At 50.1% G+C, this 20,936-nt stretch carries 18 protein-coding genes; 7 read left to right on the top strand and 11 right to left on the bottom strand.

The genetic code is table 11. From position 1 onward, the window contains the following. Positions 1-21 precede the first annotated feature (21 nt). From HQ865_RS25990 to HQ865_RS24725, 7 genes are all read left to right on the top strand, one after another. On the top strand, positions 22-2,994 hold the full coding sequence (locus tag HQ865_RS25990) for a hypothetical protein (RefSeq protein WP_237073593.1): 2,973 nt from the start codon (positions 22-24) through the stop codon (positions 2,992-2,994). A 1-nt stretch (position 2,995) separates the two neighbouring features. After that, the gene (locus HQ865_RS24700; protein ID WP_173417463.1) at positions 2,996-4,987 is read left to right on the top strand and encodes a hypothetical protein; all 1,992 of its coding nucleotides are present in this window, start codon (positions 2,996-2,998) and stop codon (positions 4,985-4,987) included. A 116-nt stretch (positions 4,988-5,103) separates the two neighbouring features. After that, positions 5,104-6,789, top strand: a complete 1,686-nt coding sequence (locus HQ865_RS24705; RefSeq protein ID WP_173417464.1) for a hypothetical protein — start codon at positions 5,104-5,106, stop codon at positions 6,787-6,789. A 5-nt stretch (positions 6,790-6,794) separates the two neighbouring features. Continuing rightward, positions 6,795-7,139 carry a hypothetical protein gene (locus tag HQ865_RS24710; protein WP_173417465.1) on the top strand — a complete coding sequence of 115 codons (345 nt, stop codon included), beginning with the start codon at positions 6,795-6,797 and terminating at the stop codon, positions 7,137-7,139. A gap of 8 nt (positions 7,140-7,147) precedes the next feature. Continuing rightward, entirely contained in the window at positions 7,148-8,422 is a 1,275-nt protein-coding gene (locus HQ865_RS24715) for an Ig-like domain-containing protein (RefSeq protein WP_173417466.1), read from the top strand. Between the two features lie 916 nt (positions 8,423-9,338). Next, positions 9,339-9,965, top strand: coding sequence for a hypothetical protein (locus HQ865_RS24720; protein WP_173417467.1), 627 nt, complete (start codon positions 9,339-9,341; stop codon positions 9,963-9,965). A 572-nt stretch (positions 9,966-10,537) separates the two neighbouring features. After that, positions 10,538-11,764 (top strand): hypothetical protein, encoded by a 1,227-nt coding sequence (locus HQ865_RS24725; RefSeq protein WP_173417468.1) that lies wholly within the window; start codon positions 10,538-10,540, stop codon positions 11,762-11,764. Between the two features lie 3 nt (positions 11,765-11,767). Here the strand turns inward: HQ865_RS24725 and HQ865_RS24730 are convergent, their stop codons facing one another. From HQ865_RS24730 to HQ865_RS24780, 11 genes are read right to left on the bottom strand one after another with little or no spacing between them, the layout of a single operon-like run. Beyond that, a complete protein-coding gene (locus tag HQ865_RS24730) occupies positions 11,768-12,052 on the bottom strand; it encodes a hypothetical protein (protein WP_173417469.1) in 285 nt (94 codons plus the stop codon). Positions 12,053-12,054: 2 nt separating this feature from the next. Next, positions 12,055-12,327, bottom strand: coding sequence for a helix-turn-helix domain-containing protein (locus HQ865_RS24735; RefSeq protein WP_173417470.1), 273 nt, complete (start codon positions 12,325-12,327; stop codon positions 12,055-12,057). Positions 12,328-12,344: 17 nt separating this feature from the next. Further along, positions 12,345-12,641, bottom strand: a complete 297-nt coding sequence (locus HQ865_RS24740) for a hypothetical protein (RefSeq protein WP_173417471.1) — start codon at positions 12,639-12,641, stop codon at positions 12,345-12,347. A gap of 13 nt (positions 12,642-12,654) precedes the next feature. Further along, a complete protein-coding gene (locus tag HQ865_RS24745) occupies positions 12,655-13,521 on the bottom strand; it encodes a hypothetical protein (protein ID WP_173417472.1) in 867 nt (288 codons plus the stop codon). Between the two features lie 55 nt (positions 13,522-13,576). Then, the gene (traM, locus tag HQ865_RS24750) at positions 13,577-14,686 is read right to left on the bottom strand and encodes a conjugative transposon protein TraM (RefSeq protein ID WP_173417473.1); all 1,110 of its coding nucleotides are present in this window, start codon (positions 14,684-14,686) and stop codon (positions 13,577-13,579) included. A 12-nt stretch (positions 14,687-14,698) separates the two neighbouring features. After that, entirely contained in the window at positions 14,699-15,316 is a 618-nt protein-coding gene (traK, locus tag HQ865_RS24755; RefSeq protein WP_173417474.1) for a conjugative transposon protein TraK, read from the bottom strand. 2 nt (positions 15,317-15,318) lie between these two features. Then, a complete protein-coding gene (gene traJ / locus HQ865_RS24760; protein WP_173417475.1) occupies positions 15,319-16,449 on the bottom strand; it encodes a conjugative transposon protein TraJ in 1,131 nt (376 codons plus the stop codon). Between the two features lie 3 nt (positions 16,450-16,452). After that, the gene (locus tag HQ865_RS24765) at positions 16,453-17,100 is read right to left on the bottom strand and encodes a TerB family tellurite resistance protein (RefSeq protein WP_173417476.1); all 648 of its coding nucleotides are present in this window, start codon (positions 17,098-17,100) and stop codon (positions 16,453-16,455) included. 26 nt (positions 17,101-17,126) lie between these two features. After that, on the bottom strand, positions 17,127-17,780 hold the full coding sequence (locus tag HQ865_RS24770) for a hypothetical protein (RefSeq protein ID WP_173417477.1): 654 nt from the start codon (positions 17,778-17,780) through the stop codon (positions 17,127-17,129). An 11-nt stretch (positions 17,781-17,791) separates the two neighbouring features. Beyond that, entirely contained in the window at positions 17,792-18,472 is a 681-nt protein-coding gene (locus tag HQ865_RS24775; protein WP_237073595.1) for a conjugal transfer protein TraI, read from the bottom strand. Between the two features lies 1 nt (position 18,473). Then, positions 18,474-20,924 (bottom strand): TraG family conjugative transposon ATPase, encoded by a 2,451-nt coding sequence (locus HQ865_RS24780; RefSeq protein ID WP_173417478.1) that lies wholly within the window; start codon positions 20,922-20,924, stop codon positions 18,474-18,476. Positions 20,925-20,936 lie beyond the last annotated feature (12 nt).

The following is a 20,936-nucleotide window of genomic DNA, read 5'->3' on the forward strand; positions in this document are numbered from 1 at the left end:
ATTAATTAATTATCACACGATATGAATAAGCCGGAAAAAAACAAGTGGGTCAAGCTCTGCTTTGTATTCCGAAAAACCTACGTCTTTATCAGCTATGAAGATGGCATGGGTAACAAGGTCGAAAAGGCAGGTAAGGAATTCCGCACGGTTGACCTGCCTTTTTTTACTTCCGTAAGGATTAATACCGCGATCGACGCCCATTTGGCGCAGATGCTGGATGCCGAACCGCGTGAGCGCATGACCCCCTATGGACCCAAGAACCTCCCGCTTGCGATATTCGTCGATCAGGAACTTGATTTGCCGCTGAAAACATTGGTCGGCAGGTTGTGGAGCATTCGGAATTTTAATTATTGGCGAGATCTGTTTGGCCATTTGCTTGATCACAAAAATTACCAATTCATTCATCACCGGGTCATCCGTAAACGCCCCGCCTTCGAATTACCCTTTCGGATTGCAATATTCGGGGATAGCGCAGGCGAGATCCGATCAAAGATCGAAGACTGGAACTGGCTTAAAACAGATCCTAATACCCAGGAATATGGCTTGCAGTTAATAAACGCGGATAGCCTCGCCGGCCAGCAACAGGAGGATATAGATATCCTGATCATGAACACGCCGCGTTCCCCGGAGTGGAAGGATATCCCGGCTATTGCTCCCCGTTTTGTCATCTTGCTTGACGCTTTTTATCCGGAATGGACCGGGATGCATACCCATTACCCGGACTCGAGCCTGCTCGTTATCCACGAGATACCCCGGGACAACGGGAGAATATTTTTAAAGGAGCTGCTTTACAGTATTATTCATGATTACCCGCTACATGAAGCTGTGGCTTTTGCGGTCCAGCGCAGCAGCCCGCTTGATGTGGCCCCCGTGCTGTTTACCGATGCCGTCGCCAATCATTCCCTGCGTATTGTCGACGGACTTGACGGCTTTAAAGCAAGCGTTGCGCAATACGCGAGCACCGTAAATCCAGGTGACCTGAACCAATTTATCCAAAAGCTTCCACCTTCGGCGGGAGATAAACTGCGTACTGCCTTTTCGGGCAGTTCAGGATTAGGGGGCTATTTTCATAGCATGAAGTCTTTTGGCGGTGATTTTGGTCGCGAAACAAGCGGCCTGGTACCGCTGTCCGGTGAGATCCAATATTTTAAAACTTATCAGCAGCCGCAGTTTGACCGGTATATTGCCGACATAAAATCATTGTCCAATACGCCTGAAATATTTGAAGCTTTCCGGCAAAACCAGCAGCGGGTCGTCGATGCCACGCTGGACCAGTTGACCGACACCCTGCGCTATATTCCCACGAACCGCTTCAGCCCCCTATTTCATGGCGGGCGCTATCGCCTGAACGTTCAGATCGGGCAGCACTCAGCAGAGAGCCTCATGACCGGCAACATCGGCCCGATCGATCCGTTGCTGCCTGACCCTGATGACAAGGAAGGTCATGAACTGGAGGTTGTTGTCTTTCCCAAAGATTTTATCCTGACTTCGAAACCTCGGAAAAAGATCAAACTGCCTTTACTGGGCGGTTCAACCATTGCACGTTTTTTGCTGGAAATTCCTCCCGGGCGCGACCGGGCCCAGCTGCGGTTTGGCATTTTTCGAAAAAACTACCTGTTACAGGCATTTATACTGGAGGCGGCTTTAGGCGATGATTTTAAAACGCTGGATACGCCGGCCATTACCGTGAGGATGGATCTTGCCACTTCTGCCAAATACACCAATCTGGACCAGGTTGGGCAGCGTGATCTCTATATTGGCATTAATGCCGGGAACGACGGCACCCACTCGCTGTTCATCAAGGATGACGATATTGTCCGGGAAGTACACGGCCTGAATGAAAGCATTTTAAAGGATGCCCAGGATGAATTTAGCAATTTACTGAAAACGGCCTATTTCAATGGAAAATACCTCCGGTTCCCGCTGTTTGCGACCACGGCCGATCATGAGGCTTTTTTTGCAGAGGTGCGTAAGTTCGCCAAGATCGGCCGCCTCTATTATGACCGTCTGTTTTCCAGTAACGACAAAGCTTTCAGAGCCAGCTTGCGGCGGTTGCGTGATCATAAAGACCTGTCTTTCCAGATCGCCCGTCATGAGGTAAACTACGCTTTTCCCTGGGCGCTGATCTATGACTATTATCTTTTGCCACCCGCTGCGGGGGCTGCCGAATACCCGGTTTGCATGGGCGAACGATTGGACGAGGACCTTTATGCTGAATTCAAATGTGCCGACGGAGAAGGCTGCCCGCATAACCCCGGCCTGTCCACGTACTGCATAGAAGGTTTTTGGGGCTTCCGGCACAGGATCGAGCAATTGCTTACTACCGTGGATAAGCCCCTGGACACCGTGCCCGTTGTCGACGGCAAAAATAAAAAGGTATTCTATGTTAACAATTTCAGTGAGCCCTATAGCAATCAGCTGCGCACCAAATTAATGACGGACTATCCACTACAGGAAATTACCCATGAGTGCGACCTTATCGACCTGCTGTGGAACGAACAGTCGCGGCCCTCTTCGCTGGTTGTTTTCGGCCACCTGGAGACAAAGACGATACCAGGCGAACCGCCGGAAGAACGCATCTTAACGTTTCTGCGCGACACCTGGCCCGCTGACGCCGGGAACCTGCCGCTGAATAAATGGCTTTACCACCGGTTGCTGATCAATAAGATCACCAAAGACGACTCCTGGTCGGGGGAGCCATTGCCGGTTGTTTTCCTGATCAGCTGCTATAACGCAACCATGACTGTCAATTCACTCAATTCCATGATCCAGGATTTTCATACTGCCGGCGCATCAGCCGTCATCGGGACCGAATGCGAGATCACCCCGGACCTCGGTGCTGCATTTATCAGCGAAGTGTTGGATTCGCTTTATCTCGACCGCAAAGAACTGGGCGAAGCGATCCAGGCTTTCAATCAAAACAGGTTTCGCTCTTATAACCCACTGGCTTTTGTCTTCACCTGCTTTGGCAACAGCAACCTTAAAATCACCTAACATGAAAAAAGCTCTAACCCTTATCCTGGTATTCCTGGCCGCCGCCGGGTACGCACAGACGACCATCATTGCGCAGGGAAGCCCATTTGAATTGAAAACAGACAAGCCGCAGGTGATACCGGTTACGTTAAGAATGGATAAGCCGACCGAACTTCATTTTGATACGGTGAGCGTGTTTTCAGCGCGGAATGGCAATGTCTCAGCTGAAGCCTATCGTAAAGGAATCGCTATCTCCTGGGACCAGCGGCAGTCCCTGCTGAAACTAACCGTTGACCCGGCATTGCTGGATGCACAGGGTACCTATGATGTCAATTTGCGCTATCATATTGGTAGTTCTACCGATAACTTATACCTCAACCTCAGCCTGGTTCGCTCGCCGGCTGTGCTTACCGTCGATAAAATAAACATCACGGAGCAGGGCACCGACCGAAAAGCCGATTCCTTGATCATTACTGAGACCAGCGGTAAAGCCGGTGCCGGCAGCTTAAAGCTAAGCTTTTGTTATGTTCCTGGTGTGCCTAAAGGCAGGCTGATCACGTTGCCTCAGCAGCCTATTGACGTGTTGCCCGGTGGCCAGACCACCGTAGCCTATCACATCGACGAGGACCTTTTTAAAACACTTCCCATCGGGGAAACGGTTGGCAAGCTACAGCTGACATCCAATTCGATCGCCGCACCCATCCCCGTACAGGTCGATATTTGGAACAAACGCAGCCGGTGGTGGATTGTTCTCACCGTTTTTACGGGCTTGCTGATCGGCACCCTTGTCCGGCATGTGCTTAAAGACAAAAAAGATCGCGAGCAGGCCAGGCTGAACGGCCTGCAGCTGGTCAGGGACATCAAGGATTATACCGGCACGATTGAAGATCCCAAGTTCCAGGCCGCCATGAACGCTATCGTGCAGGATGTGCTTACTGCCATTGCACCTTCCAACAATGCTGTCTTGTTAGCGGGCGTAAGCGCGATCACGGATAAGATCGATGCCGCCCGCAAAAAATACAATAGCCAAAAGGATACCTTTGAAAGCATCCTGAATACCAGTAAGACCAATTATAACAGCCTGAAAGCGGAGCTTTTTGATGACAGCCTGCTGCCCCAGGTTTCCAGGATACTGGCCGCTTCACAGCAAAGCCTGAATAAAGCAGGGGAAAAGCTGGACGCATTTAATCCCACGGAAGCGGAGGTCTGGCTTAGCAAAGCGAAAGACCAGGAAAAAGCAGGACTGCTGAGTTACATCGCCTATATCAACAGCCTCATTTCCTTTATGAATTCTCCTGCCAATTACCTGCCGGCCCTGCCCGCCGGCAATGACACCGCCGCGGTCATCCAGAGTTTTACGCAGGCGGCACAGTCAACCTACAGCGCCTCCTTCAGCATGGGCGTACAGGATGCCAAAAGCGCGCTTCTGGCTGCCAACAGTATCCAGCAGGACCTCAATGCAGCACTTGACAAGCTTGAAACAGGGGTACTTAACTTTTACAACAGCGGCAATGCCCTGGCCGCCAACCACCCTGATTTTATCGCCGCGATCACCAAATGGTTCGATGCGCTCAAGAATATGGTCAATAATACCGATGCCAAATTACAGCCTGTCGCTTATTGGAACCCGGCACTTTTAACTGCGCTGAATGCTGTATGGCCGAACGTGGTTGCCGTTTCGCAAATCACATTGGGGGACGGGGAAAGCCAGGCCGCATTCGCATTTGCAGCGCGTTTTTTCAGCGGATCCGGCATTCCGGCACCCGGCACACCGTTGGCGGACCTGGACCTGGCAGACCTGGACGACTCCTACCGGAGCGTTTACGGGCAATATCTGCAATCCAATATCATACAATTGCTGGCGCTTACGCTACTGATCGGGCTCGGCGGGTTTCTGACCTACGGGAAAAACTTTGTCGGCTATCCCGAAGAGTTCATCACGATCTTTCTGCTGTCGTTTTCGCTCGATATCACGGCCGACAGCATCGCACAGCTAAGAAACAGGCCGGCCTGAGTGATGCTGAGCGCGCAGAGCGCCGTTAGTTATTATATTAATTTGAACATATTTTTATTTATAAAAATAATTAACTTTATCATTATCAGACCTTAACAATTTAAGACGCTTATCACATGGTATTCAAACCGGCTGCTGACCAATTCTTGCCGAATATTACTTTACCACGGGACTTCAAGCCTGCCGGCTACGCCAGGTTTTTTTGCATAGTCCTGTTATTGAAACTGCTGCTTTGTCCCTCAATGACGATTGCGCAGGTCACAGAAGTCAAAAAGACCAAGGAAAAAACCACCACTATTTCCGGGGACAGCGGCGCTGTGCTGATAGGCGACGCCAACGCTGTAACAATGACCCTTGATGGCCATACTTTCGAGGGGGTGCTGCCTTTTGATGTCACTTTTCCGATCATCTGTACACCCGGTGCAACCGACGCGGTCACTTTCGACCAGATCAGCGGCGTGGATTGTTGGTTTGATGTCAAGCAAGACTGGCCGGATATTGAGAAAGTAAAGGCAGATCCGGATAAATATTTAAAGCAACATGTTTCCGGCACCATTGATCTTACCAAAAAACGCTTTACCGTAGTCATTCCCGAACTAAAGCACAGCTCCAATTATTTCTTTGTCTTCGTTATCAAGCGGGTACTAACCCCTACCCAGCAGGGAACATTGACTACGGCGCTGCAGGGCGGTCTGGCAAAAGCCGTCAGCGAGGTTTCAAAAAATGGAACGACAGAGATCAGCGACGCCCAGTTCTCCGCTTTGATGACCGATGCCAAAACTCAGGCGAGCGCCGCGCTGGCCGCTACAGGGATAAAAGCGAAGTTTGACCGGCTTTCCGGCGATCAGCAGAAAAGTATGCTTACGGCACTCCAGGCGATCTCGACTGCTTATGTGATCGCCGCGACAAGCCGCAGATCCGTTACCGATGCAACAAGCAATATCCGCAACTGGGATATCAAGCTGCGGGATTTCGAGGCAGCCTTTGAACAAAAGGTTACTGACCCGGTCCATGATGCCAATGTCCTGGCCTTAAAAGCAATATTTCCTTTGATCCCACCGGTACTCGACTTTAAGGACGGCGCCGACGCGCTGGATGATACGAAAACCAATGCCTATATCACCGCTTGTATTGCGCTCCATGACGCCGTTGACAAAGTCATTCCCGGCAACAGCGATTTTGCAACGCTCCGCTCCAACCTGAAGGATTATACAGATGGCCTGCGGCTAAAATTTCCACGCTTTGTTTCAGATATGAAAGCGGTGCAGGCCCAAAATGCAGCCCAAACCGCCAATTTCATCAGTGCAACCGCCGGCCAGCTTTACAGTACCTCCTTTATCAGCGGCACCAGCACTCCCGGCGATTTTCAGACGCGCGCTAACTGGTATGTCAGCGCTGATCTGGGTGTTGCCCTGATCCCGGACCTCGGTTTACTCACCCCATATATGGGCACGAATATTTACCTGAGACCCGTTAATAAGCGCCACCCGCTCAAAAGCTGGCAGCTTGATGAGCGGTTTTCGTTCCTGGTGGGGGTGTCCGTCACCTCGCTCGCCAAGACCGGCTACCGCAGTGACCTGCTGGGCGGCACTTTCAACCTGATTACGGGCGCCGGCCTGCGCATCGCAGACTTTGTACGCCTCAACGGCGGGGTAGCCTGGTACGGGCAGCATGCCTCCAATCCGCTGAACAGCAACCAGGCGATCGGCTGCTCCTATTTTGTCTCCTTTTCCTTTGACATAGATGTTAAGACCGTCTTCTCCACGCTCTTTGATACAAACAAAACCGGATTAATTCATTAATAATTATGGCTACTTTATCTCTCTCTAACCCAAACCCTAATGCCGGCACGATCAGTACCCCGGGCAGTGTCGCACTCAATTACACCATCAGCGGAAATGACCCCGCTGATGTCAAGATCTCCTATAACCTTAACTCGGGGAACAACGTTTATTTCGATGACGGTGGCAACCTCGTCAAAGAAATCGTACGCAAGATCCATCTAACCAACCCGCCGCTGGCCGTAAGCGAGACCGTTAGGATCGTCAAAAGCGGGCCTAATCCGGATTTCAGTCTTTGCTATATCAACATTGACGGGCTTGACCTTAATAACAATGATTCCGATCACCAGGTTTTTACCCTGCATTTTTAGTTGAGGATATGAAAAGATATAGCCTGTACCTGTTCACTGTTTTCCTGCTGCTGGCTTCGTGCAAAAAGACGCAGCTAAAAACCTCCGGCGTCATTAAATTTGAAAATGCGACCTCGCTCAGCGGCCCTGCCGATAACATTAACACCGTAACCCTAACCGCTACCGTGCCTAATGATTCTGACCCCCAGACCCAGGTCGTTTTTACCACCGATCTCGGCACCTTTGTGAACAGTAACAGTAACACGATCACTACGGGCATTAACGATAATTACCAGTGCGTCGTTCAGCTCAAAAGCGCTGCCGCTGGTACGGCCACCATCCGGGCAAGCGTGCTGACCCTTTACTCAGCAACTACCACCGTTACTTTTACAGCGCCAAACGCAGACAACATATTTACGCTCGCGCCTTTTACGGACAATGTCGCCGCAGACGGCACGACCACCCTGGTGCTGACCGCCGTCATCAATAAGAGCCTGCCAGCCACCGCCCAGTCTATCGTTTTCACCGCAGACAACAGCGCGACCTTCAGTAACAACACCGGCACTATCACCATACCCGCCGATGCAACGGGGAACGCGATCGCCTATTTAAAAAAATCAGCGGAAGGCCCGGTGCACGTCACCATGACCGACCTCGGTGTTACCCGCAGCATTACGGTTAATTTTATAGCGCCCAATGCCGATAATATCTTCACCATCGCTCCTTTTATTGATAACATTATGGCCGATGGTGTCAGCACCATGGTGTTGACTGCCGCAGTCAATAAGAAACTGCCGGTGGCGTCCCAGACCGTAACCTTTACCGCTGACAACGGGGCCACCTTCAGCAACGGCAATCCCTCGGTTACCGCAACCGCCGATGCCGCCGGTAATGCGATCACCTACCTGAAAAAAACTGTCGAAGGCCCGGTGCATGTCACCATGGCCAGCGGCGGGGCAACACGCAGCCTGACCGTCAACTTTACCCGCGCTGTACCTGACAATATGCTGCTGACCAACAACCCGGCCATGACCTCCGGCTTCGGCAATAACCTGTCCATCAACATTAGCCTGTTAAAGACCATCGGCAAACCGGCCACAGGCTATCTTTTCTCGTATAACGCAACCGACAGCAGCGGAAATCTGCTTGGCATATTTAGCAACGGAACCGCCTCGGATGCCAATGGCGCCGCGACTGTCAATTTTACAACCGGGAACTCGCCCTATAAAGGAATAGTCAAAATTACCATAGCCTTGCAGCAGTATCCCGCTATTAGTCAAACCACTACTGTACTGGTCAATTAGATCGCTTGTCAAACCACTACGAATGAAAAGGAAAATGTCAATTATTCTTTGGATGGATAAGCCAACGGGGTCTTTGAGAAAGAAATGGAGTCTGACATTGGTGATGGAATGATCCTGGATATACATTCAGCGGCGCTCTGCCGTCTCTTTGCGATCTTCATCATCCTTTAAACGCCATGCCTTATCTCCGGGCAACAAACTTTGAAGGCGGCTGCCCTTGGTTAATCCTATCGCAAACGCAGCCGCGCTTCCTGTGCGGACATCGTTGTTCGTCTGCATCACCCCCGGAACTGGCTGGAGCCGGAAGAGTCATATGCTGATCATTGCGCCCCAACGACTGTTCTTCAAAAAAGTTTCAATAAATCGAAAAAAAAAGACTTACCCCAGCCTTCGTAAATTAATCAAAACTTTTTTATAAGTTTACTGGTTTTATCTCTTCCTTTCGTTAAATGATTCTTTGACCCTCAAGAATTCCACATTTTCCGTCTAAATCGTTGACAATTTTCGTCTGAAAAAACAAAAAAATATTTTTTTGCGTTTTTATAAATATTTGGTATCTTTAAGTAGAAAAACACAAAAACACGTTCAATATGGGCTGAAAAGCAGAAAAAATCGCACAAAATCGCATAAAATGATATAGTTAGAAAGCTGTAAAAGGTTTCTATTGTGTCTAAAATATAAAATCAGGGAGATTCAAATTCCCGAAGAAAAGACAACTCAAATTTAAAGAGTTGTCTTTCGTGTTTTAAGGGACTTTATGAAATGTGAAAATCGATGAGAGAAAAGACTAGAATTCTAAGACAAAAATTCCAACTAGACTAGAATTCATGTCGCAAGACGTCAAAGACTTTCTCGGAATTTTCAACAAATCGAAAAATAAAAAACTTGGAAAATAAAAAATTAATCACGATATAACATGAAAAAATTCTATATCGGGTTCAATGCGGTGTTGATCCTGATCGTGTCTTCTGTCGCGAACGCCGATGTCAGGACTTACCTGACGCTACATTTACCGCAGTTCTACGGCGCACTCTCGACAGTCGCCCTGTTCGGAAATGCGCTCATCTACCTGATCGGCCAAATCCCGGCTGCTGCCGCACAAACCAGTCGTTCCCTTGAAACCGCGTCCGCGGAGTTTTTCCAAAAATTCAAGAAATACGGATTTTCCATTCATATCCGGACGGTCAAGCGCAGATTCCTCCAATGGCAAATGCCGCCCGCGAACGCCCCCGTTCAAAGGCGCCGGCTCAAGTTCTTCCCGCAGATCTTTTCGGTCCGCTGGTGGCGCGGGGAAACATTCAGCGCGCAATTCGTGCTCGGAAAGGAGCAGGGGATCTACAGCGAAGCATTTCTGGACGGATTTCAGACCGGGATGCACAGTGTCTTTATTGAAGAAGAGCTGGAAGATATCAAAGCCATCTTTAGCGCCAAACAGGTCCAGGTGCTGCAAAAATTCGCTTTCGCCGCGTCCTGCGCCTTTGAAATCATCAATTTTCTATCAATTTTTGCAAAAATCACTGAAAAAGGTTCAAAAGAAAAATAATCAGAATAATAACAGTCTTATTATTAGATATTTAAAGAGTTCGATACCCGTTCAACCCTTTTCTTTTTTCAATTTTTAGGCTCAGGGGTATTTTGTAAAAAACAAGAGTAGCGAGCCAATTTGTAATTGACTATCAGTGCATTAGTATTTAAAATGTTCTTGGAAGCAATTTTTCTATACAGGCTTGGGCAAATTCATATAACTACCTATCGAACTCACATTTACAAATTGAATATAACTACAATTCAATAAGTTACACAAACAAAAAAGCGAAAACAAGCATCGATTTGCTTGTTTTCGCTTTTAGCGGAATGGACGGGTCCTGAACCTTGTAAAAACCAAGCTGTATATCAGCTACTTACAAGTGCCCGTTTTAGAAACGTCACACATGACGCGTTGACCCTAAAAACCGATCATTCCATTGAATTTCTTTAAAATGCCAGCCCTCAACTTATCCCCTTTATCACCAACCGACTAGCTGCATTTCTTAACTCAAAGATAAGAATTTACGTCCATAATATCAAGGCTTGACCCGCAAATTCCTACCTTAGTATTATACAATCCGTTCACCTATGGGACAAAATGAAAAGGTTACGTTTACCCGCCAGCAATTATACGACCTCGTATGGGCAGAGCCGCTGCTCAGCCTATCCCGGAAATATAATATCTCCGATAACGGCCTGCGCAAGATCTGTATCAATATGGGTGTACCGACACCGGTTGCCGGTTATTGGGCAAAGATACAGCACGGGCAAAGCCCGCCGGTAAAGCCATTGCCCCCGCCAGGCCATTACGATCAGAAAGAAACCACCCTTTACTTCCGGGATGAAAACCACCCCGCTTTGGTCGACGGCATGACCCCGGTTGCGGCGATGCAGCAGGCTATTGAGCGCGACCATGCGGCGGCGCTAAAAGTAAACATCAACACGCTAAACGACCCCGACCCGCTGATCATCAAAGCCCGCGCCGCCTTACTCAAAAGAAACGAATATTACCGGGATGGTGACATCCTGCATACGCAAAGCGGGCAGCTCAATATCCGCGTATCTGATGCGCAGATCAACCGCGCTCTGGGCGTGATGGATGCCTTTGTCAAGATCATGCGCCAGCGCGGGCACGACTTTAAATTCCGTAATGAAAGCAGTTACATCATCATTGGCGAGGAAGAGATCGAGGTCGCGCTCCGGGAAACCAGTACAGCAACGGTCAGGGAAGACCGCTGGCAAACCAGAGACCTCAATCCGAATGGTAAACTTGAACTTAAATTTGGTAGTTATGAGCCGACGGTCACCGGCCGGGACGGAAAGGTAGCCATTGAAGAACAACTGTCAAAGATCATCGCCCGCTTGGAATTGATGGCCGAGGAAATGCGGGTAAAAACCATAGAAAGCAAGATCTGGCGGGCGGCGCATGATGAAAAAGAAAGAATAAAGAAACTGGCTGAAGAACGGCAAAAATTGGAGGTCAGCCAATTTCAAAAAGCGATCCGCGATGCCAACCGTTGGCAGGAAACCAATAACTTCCGCAATTATATCCATCATATTGAGCAGCAGGCTTTGACCACAGAACCCCGCGATGAAGAAACCCTGGCCTGGGTGGAATGGGCAAAGAAGAAAGCCGATTGGTACGACCCGCTGATCGAAAGTGAAGACGAATGGTTACAGGGAAAGGACCGGAATACCATCATGGCCCAGGAGCCTCAAAAATCATCCAATTCTTTTTGGGGTTCCGACCCGCCGGCGCTTGCTGCGGAAAAGTCCAAATGGCCGCTGTTGCCCTGGTATATGAAAAATAAGTAGCCATCAAAACAATAAGGTGACCCGGCTGCCTTGTTTGGGATGATAAGAGGGCTGGTAGTGGATATAGCCGTATTCCTGCAATTGCGCAATGCATTTATGGTAAGTGACAATGCTCCGGATATGCGTTAATTTCATGAGGGAAGACCGGCTGACCTGAACCTGCTTTCCCGTCCCATGCTCGGTCCACAGGTAATACAAACTCAGGCAAAGCGCGGTATGCCAGGTGGTGATCCGCTGGTCAGCAGCCAACTTTTTAAATGCTTTCCTTAATGATGGGATAGCTGCCATTGTTATAGGAATTTAGGCATGCCGTTTTCCAGCAGCTTGAGCAGGTCGTGGTAACGGTAATAATAAGTGCCGCCTATTTTGGAGAATTTTAACTGGCCGCTGATGCGCAGGTTTTGCAGCGTTCCGTGCGACACTTTTAACAGTTTTTTGAGTTCCGCACTTTTCATCCACTCCTTGGGCTTTTCGGGAACTTCCCGGATGATCATTCTCAGGTCAGCCAGCAATTCAATTTTAAAAGCCTGCAAATCCTCCTTGGTTATAATCTCTACACTCATCTCGCTTCTCTTTTCGTTCAATTATTCCCGTCAAACCGCAGGTAGATCTTACTGCGGACATTTCGTTTGAAACACCGCTCATAGCGGATATACCCCAAATCATTCAGGTCATTCAGGCACTTGAAATAGGTCGCCCTCGCCGACATCCTCGCCAGTGTCATAATCTCGTGGCTGAAAGCCATTACCGGGTTTTGAAAATCCTGTTCCTGCCAGTACTGGAGCAGCACGGCGTATAAGCCGATGTGGCTGATGGTGATCCGCCCGTCAGTTTTGATCGCTTCAAAAAATCCCGATAATGGCTTAAAGTTTTCCAATGTTTAAGAAAGCCTACACACGAACACCCTGCCTGCGGCGCTGTTCTTGTTTTTGTTCCTGCCCTTCTTTCGCAACCTGGTTTTGCCCCTCACCTTGTTTTTCTTCCTGGGCACGGGCAATAGCCGCCCTTTGCACTTCCTGCGGTGTCATTTCCGTTTTTTGCGTTTGATCGACCGCCTGCTTTTCTATTTTGCGTACCATCAGGATCTGCCCGTTGGTATCATAAAAATCCAAACGCGCCATCTTCGGATTGGCTACCATTTTTGCCGGCATCTCATGTCCATCCCTGACCAGGATCACGTCCACCTTATTACCTCTTTCCAGCTTGGCAAGCAGCCTTTGTTTATCGTAGTTTTCCTCAATTCCCTTGATCGGGTATTTGCCTATTTCTTTCTGATGGTTCCAAAACATCGTTTTAGGTAAAAAATTCCCGTACTTGTCCGCATTCTTGAAATCCAATGCGCGCCAGCCGAAATAGGTTTCGCCCGTCGGCTTCATCCGCGTTTCACCGTTTTCCTCTTTTGGTGCCACTTTAGGCTGCTCGCGGTAAGCCGCACGGCCATCCATCATGTTATAGCGCTCCTGCAGCGTGTAATTATATTCTTTCCCGTAGAAGAAGGTTTGTGTCAGGTCTTCCTTGCCCGGCTGCTTCAGGGTAACATCCGCCCGGTTAAAGAAAGTCATATCCTTATCCTTCTGGTCCCCTTTGGAAAAATGCAACACGGAACTGGTTTCATCCTGCCCAAACTTGCGAGTATGCGGCAGTGTAAACTCCGCCAGGTTCTGTTCCATTTTTACCCGCAGGGGCTTGGCGATCTCTTCGCCGAAACCCAGGTAAAACAATTGGTTCTTTACATAATCAAAACTTTGCTCATTCATAGCTTTTAAATTTTTATGGTGATTACTCTGTTGTTTACAATGGTTAACCAGGTACTTAGTGGGCATTCTTTACTTCCTGGTTGTCCCGCAGCAATAGCGTATGCCCGTCCTTGATCTTTCCTTTCACCCGCTTGATCTTTTTACTAAAAAGCCCTTTCGCGGTATTTAGCCCGGCAGTTGTTAACTGCGCCGTCACTGATGGGTCGAAACTCATGATATCCATATTTTGCACACCGCCCGTAGCACCATCACGGAGCGCATCGCCGGTTACGGCTTCAGGCACGCTGATGCCCTCCAACCCATCGGTCTGATCAAAAACCGTCAGGTCGACCGGGTAGAAATTATAGCCCACATGAATGCTTTTAATGTTCAGCGTATAGCGTTGGTTGGACAGGTTACCGCTGCCGTAGATCCGTTGTCCTTTGGCGTAAAGCTGCCCGCCGAGGGTTACCGTGTCCGTCAGCTTCAGGCAGACGACCGTGCCCTGCACGATCTTTTGAGTGCCGTCCACCACTGCCGGGATGGCGCGGAATTTTTTAACGGCAGTGATGCTGCCCGTTTTTTCAATAGCCGCCTTGACACGTTCGGGATGTTGTATATCCAGGATCTTTTCCAGCAGCCCGTTCATTTGTTTGAGCTCCGGGTCTTCGGTAGTGACCGCTGGTTTCAACAGGGAATCAGGTATGGCCGACACCTGTTTTTTTACCGGCGGGTTGATAGGTTGCGGCTTATTTACCACGGACTGTAATTGCGCAAGCCGTTCACTGATGGCAGCCTCATTAGCTGCCGGGCTGCTGGCGTTCCCGCCATAACCACCAAAGGCGGGCTGATGAGGTGAAAAAGTACTGCCGGGGTAAGTTCCTGTAAGGTGGTTGACCGTATCAGCCTGAGTATAGGGATCGGCTTTGCGCAATTGCTGTTTCTTCAGCGAATCCGCCCGTGCCTGATCATAAAAACTCATTTTATCGCCGGTCTGGTCAGCCGCGATCATAGCAGATGGCAGTTTCAGGCTGAGGCCCTTATGGTCAGTGGCTTTGGCCTGTTCGGGCCGGCCGCCGCCGAGCGCCCAAAATAAAAGCGTGGTAAAACAAAAGACGATGGGCGGCAAGGCCAGGAGGAATTGGCGCTTGCGCTTATCCTGTAAACTGATAGTGTTTGTTTTCATAATAATTATGGTTTAGTGATTGCTCACGGTTAATACTTTGTTTTCTATAGTCACCCAGTGCTCGATTAAAAAACCGAGCAGGTTATTATCGCTGCGGCTGACCTCCCGGAGGTCACCCTCCGTGATGAGGCTTTGGCTGACGTTACTGGTGGCGCGGATCAAATGCAATGTGGCGTAGCAGCGGAAGTGATAAGGTGCATTGGGGGTATCCACCTGCACGCTGTCCACGTTAATGCGCTGGCTAATGTTACCGGCGATGATGCCGGAATAATAGCCGCTAACACTCAGGCTGTCATAAACCTTCTTAGCCGATCCGTCGGCGAGGTACAGTGCTTTGGTCAGGTTCTGTTTGATGACCTTATCATCAGGGTCAAGTGTAAAAAACGCTTCGTGAAAGGCGCGGACGTGGCCGCGCGCCTGCATGGGCAGGTAAGCACTTTTTTCGGCTGCTACGGCTGACCAGGCAGTATTTCCCGACAGGATATAAACCTTGCTTTGCAGGGCGATAGATTCCTGTTTATTCTGCCAGGCCATAAAGCCGATGGTGATAAAGGCACCGACAACGATGGCAATGGTGAAGGCTCGGACGTGCTGGAAAGCGGTTTCCAGGTTTTTCATTTTCTTGAACATGGTTATTTGCTTTTTGGCGGGCTGCCCGACAGTTTACTTTTGTTAAAGTTTTGCGTGTTGCCCGAAGATTGATTGTTGGTTTGTTGACTGTTATTAATGTTGCCTTTGGTAAAACTCTGCATGACCGAGCCGCCGAAATAGCTGACCGCCATCGAAGCCAGCGCGCTGGTTTTATTAAACAGGGCGTGGCCGCCGACATTCATGATATAGTTGGCCACGCTTGGCACCGTGAAATAGCCGACGATACCAATGAGCAGGAAGATCAGGTAAGCCGTGCTGGTATTGCCGAATTCATTGCCGCCGAGGTTCCCGTTCTGGATATTGATGATCATGTTCTCCTGGACTTTGGCGATGATCGCCCCGAAGATATTCGCCACAGGCAGCCACATAAAGACATTCACGTAGCGCGCCAGCCATTGCTTCAGGCTATGCTGGAAGCCCTCGAAAATGCTCAGCCCGAAACAGAGCGGGCCGAGTATGGCCAGCACGATCAGCTTAAAAGTGCGGACGGTATCGAGGCAAAGCGCCGCCGCCTGGAAAAGCACGTTCAGCACTTCCGTGATAAATTTCCTTGCCCAGTTTTTGATACTCCAGCCGGAAAAAGCATCGGAGATCGGATTTGCAGTGGCTATATCGCCGCCTGAGCCATCCGGGTGACTGTATTGATACCATTTGTCGGGATCGCTGTTCTGGTCATTAGGCGAGACTTCGGCCGCATCAGGTTTGCCGTCTGCCAACAGGCGGGCAATGGCCTGGTTGGTATTCGTCACCATCCCTTGGGTGGCAGTAACCACCGGCTGCAATACACCGTTGATCAGCCCCAGTACTGCCGGGAAAGCCAGGATGCAAAAACCGATAGCGAAAGGGCGCAGTAAGGGATAAACGTCTACGGGTTCTGCCGCTGCCAAGTGTTTCCAGATCCGCGCGCCGATATACCACAGGGTAGCGAAACCGGCGATCCCACGGGCGACCCCGATCATGCCGCTGCACAAGGGCAGCATCTGGTTGTAAAGCTGGTCGAGCATACCTTGCAAACTATGCAGGTCATCGGCGATACCTTCCGCATGGGAAAATAGAGGCATAAACGTGGCGAGGATGGCTGCGAAAGCCACCTTATAAATCTTGTTTTTCATAGCTTATTCGTTTAAACCATAAATGGATTTGATCCCCTGCCGGTCGGCCGTCCCCTGCGCCCGCTGCCAGCTGATCCGCGCGGCTTGGTCATTGAACTTGCGCAGGTAACTCAACTGGTTATGGCTCTCCATGTAGATGCGGTCAATGGCCGTCAGCCGTTCCGCATCACTCATGCGTAACCGGCTATCGGTGACGACCATCGACAGGTCATCCAGATTCTTCAGGCTTTGGCTCACCAGGTTATTGTAGATATTCATCATATAAGCCAGCTCATCCGGGCTAAAATGCTGATCCTGGCGAAAGGCACCGGAAGCACTTTTATATTCCCTAACAAGTTGCGCCTGGTCATTGATAATATCGCTTACCCGCGGATATTTGCGGACAGCCGGGCTGACCAGGTAGAGGCCGTCCAGGAAAGCCTCCTGCAAACTGAAGTTGCCCTGGGCTACCCCTTTAACCGCGCCGTAGCCCTTGCTTAGCACGGTATAGCCGGTGTACATCTGGCCGAGGATGTTTTTCAGGCTGGCCAGTTTTTGATAGTCCAGCACCAGTTGCTGGATAACATCCGCCACGGACTGCGCCCGGCCGCTGAACGGTGCGCTTAGCGCAAGGCCAACGCACAACAGGCTGGTTAAAATTGATTTCTTCATCACTATTCTCCTTCACTTTTTTAAGGTTATTGAATCCCGTAGAGCTTCTTAAGCTGGTCGTTGTCCTGCCGGTGCTGTTTCCGGTTCAGCGCCAGTTTGCGGCACTGGGCAGTAAATGACCCGGCAAAAGCATACTTATCTTTCATCCGGTCGTAAATTTTATCGAGCCTTTCCAGCCGCTGCGCATCGGTCAGTTGCAGTTTGCCCGGCGTAAGTACCAGCAGCAATTCGTCCATATCCAGCTGGCATTTGGCGGCCAGGTTATCCCGGACTTTTTGCAGGTAGGTCATTTCAGTTGTGGTCAATAGCTTTTGCTGCCGCTGCCAGTCGGCTTCGTCCGCAAATAGCTTTAAGGTTTGACTGTTAAGATCGGCAATGGCCTTGCCCTTCGGACTGTTTCGGATCAGCGGGTTCACCTGCTCCAGCGAACTGAGATAGGCGTTGTGCAAATGGAAAGTACCGTTCTTCAGGTCATGCGCGGTATTCAGTCCCGTTTCGCTGACATGATAGGCGGTTTTCAATGCGCCGAGGTAGAGTTCGTATTGCGCGATCTGTGCGACCATGATCTTGCGCTGCTGCAACTGCTGGCTGAAAAAGCCACCTAAGAACTGCGCCTTTGCGTGAAAGCACCATAGGCCGGCAAGGAAAAAAATCAAAAGGGTTTTAAACATCGTTTTCATAGCGTGTTTATTTAGTTGATCCCATAAAGTTGTTTCACGTTTTGCCGGTCCTGCGCATCTTTGGCGCGCAGCAAACTCAGGCCGGCGTTCTGCCGGTTAAACTGGCGCAGATGGTCGAGGTTGGTTTGCATGGCCTTGGCCGCCTCACTGATCTTTTGCAGGCGTTCGGCATCGTCCATCCGGGTGCTAAGGTCACTGACGACCAGCAGCAACTCATCGAGGTTGCGCAGGCTTTCCTGTAAAATACCGTTATAGATATTACCCATGTATTGCAATTCTGAGGCTGAAAAATGCGCGTCCCGGTGGAAAAGCGCGTTCGCCTGCTGGTATTCCACGACCAGTTGCTTTTGTTTGCTGATGATACTTTTGACTGCATCGTAATCCGCGATCAGTCCCCTGACCTTGTTGAGTTCCTGGTAATAACCGGTGTAGAGTTCTTTTTCCTTGCTCAGCCAATCGGAGATGCCGTTCAGGCTGGAGAGATGGAGCGAGTTCTCCAATTGCTGTTCTGCGTTTTGCAGCACCAGGGTCTGGTTTTGCAATTGCTGCACTTTCAGGTCGATGGCCACAATCACCTTTTTGATCACCCCGGTAACCAGGCTGACACCGGGGATCTGCGCTTTTACTTCTGTTCCGGTGAGGAAAAAAAACAAACAGATGATGACAGTTGGTGTTTTAATGGTTGTTCTCATATTAAGCTGCTTTTGAAGTTTGTAATTCGGCGACCAGGGCTTTGATACCCTGTTCGACACTGCCATACTTTTCGGCGTATTCGAGCACTTTTACCCGCTCTCGGCCTTCCGTAGTAAAAGCATAGTATTCTTCGGGGCAGAGTTCGTTTTTATAAACCTTCATCACCTGCCCGCCGATATCGATGAAGATCTCGCGGTTATCCTTGTTGACCGAAAGCAGGATGGTTTTGCCTTTGTCGGACAAGCCGAGCGCGTCCTGTAACTTGCTGAACTTGCCCTGGAACTTGCGCATATCCATCAGGATCTTGATATCGGCGTTATTGATAATGGCATCCTTGATCACCGGGGAATTGATCAGGTCTTCCAGTTCCTGGGTAATGACAATGGGGATGCCGTTGAACTTACGGATGGTCTTGAAAGCGTAACGCAGGAACTCAGCCATACCTGATTTGGCAATAGCCTTCCAGGCTTCGTCAATCGTCAGTACTTTACGCAAGCCAGGCAGTTTGCGCATCTTGGAGATGAACAGTTCCATGATGATGAGGGTCACTACCGGGAACAGGATCGGGTGGTCTTTGATCTGATCCAGCTCAAAAACGATAAAGGGCTGGCTCAATAGTTCGAGGTTTTCCGTAGCATTCAGCAAATAGTCAAACTCGCCGCCTTTGTAATACGGGCGCAGCACGTACAGGAAATTATCCATATCGAAATCACGTTCCTTGACCCGGTGGCTTTCCAGCACTTTCCGGTAGTCGCCCTCCAGGTAATCGTAAAAGGAATTGAAGCCCGGGAACAAGCCGGGGTTCTGCGCCAGTTGTTCATAATAACCTTGCAGGGCATTGGACAGGGCGACGTATTCCGCACGGTTGAAAGTTTCATTCTCGCCTTTCCAAAGGGAAACCAATAAGGCTTTCAGGCTTTCTTTTTTCTCCGTGTCCAATACATCGCCCTTGCCCAAATAGAATGGATTGAATCTGATGGGGTTATGTTCTTCATAAGTGAAATAATAACCACCAACTAAACCACAAAGGCCTTTATAACTGCCGCCGATATCGACTGTCACGCAATGCGCGCCCTGGTCATAAAGTGAACGCAGGATATGGTTAACGGTTATGGATTTGCCGCCGCCAGAGGTGCCGCAAACGAGCGTGCCCATATTGCTGGTAATGCCGTTATGCCGCGGGGCATCATAGAGGTCGGCATAAACAGGTTTGCCGGATAAGCGGTCACAAAAACGGATGCCTTCCGCCGGTGGGTCGCTGCGATAATTGCTCTCCAGGTTGAGGAAGCAGGCAGCCTGTTCAGCGAACGTATCAAAGGTATCGTTGAGCGGAAAATCGCCGCCATTGCCGGGGATGCCAGCCCACCAGATCTGCGCCGCGCCGTCGGTTTCGGGCTTACCGGCGGCATCCATCGCTGCCAGCGCGGAAACAACCTTGTTACCGTTTTCCTTTAAACGCGTTTCATTATTAGACCAGATCATCACATTGCAATGCGCCTTCACCGGTAACCGCTGCTGGCTGATCGCCTCGTTCAGAAAATCATTGGTGGCGTCCAGTGAAATGGCGTTTTCGCGGGAATAGGCCGAAAGCGATTGCAGGCGCAGGCGTTTCTTCTCCAGCTGGCGCAGGGTGGCCTGCGCGTCGCCGATGAAAATATACTGGTTATAGATATGGCTGCAATCCAGCAATAGCCCCAGGCCTGCGGCGAAGCTAACGGGGAAGCGGGTCTGGTCAGTAGAATAAGCATCATAGGTCAGGCGGGAGCCGCAATGCGCGGCCAGTTGCTCAGCATCACCCAAAGTATAGACCGCCATTTGCTGGCTGCCGATCCGGACACTATCCGACAGGTTAATATCCTTGATCAGCCGCTGGCTCTCATCTTCGGACAGGAAGCAATAGCGTTCAATCAGCCCTGTTTTATTCAACTGGCTTTGCAGCTCGTTGGCGGTCAGGCGGGTCAGGCTGATCAGGCGCGTATCTTCCAGCAGGCGCTTGAACTGGGTGCAGGTATCCAGAAACTCCTGGCGGGCCTGCACCTGTAAGGTTTCTTTAGGGACTAAAGCCGGGCGCAGCAGTGTCGAAAACAGTGAACTGCTTTTGATACGGCCTTTCGGTTTTTTGGTCAGGTACAGCAGGCAATCATGCGCCAGGTAGGGCCGTCCTTCGAAATACCGTTTGGCCGCTCCCGACAAAAAGCTGTCGTTTTTCTCCGCGCCGGCCAACACTTCCCGCCGGGTGAACCAGTCCTGTTTATGCAGCACGCTGTCTTTGGGCAATACCCGGATAGCTTTGACCCAGGCCTGGTGCATGTTTTCATAATCCTCGTCGGACAGGGTGAATATCTCGGGTAACTGCACGCGGTAGGCGACGGTATATTCCCCCTGTTTGGACAGGATGCAGTCATGCTCGATACCCATAAGGGGCAGTATATTTTTTAATTCTTTTTCCATCTTCACTGATCT

Source organism: Mucilaginibacter mali, assembly GCF_013283875.1.
Taxonomy (GTDB): Bacteria; Bacteroidota; Bacteroidia; order Sphingobacteriales; family Sphingobacteriaceae; genus Mucilaginibacter; species Mucilaginibacter mali.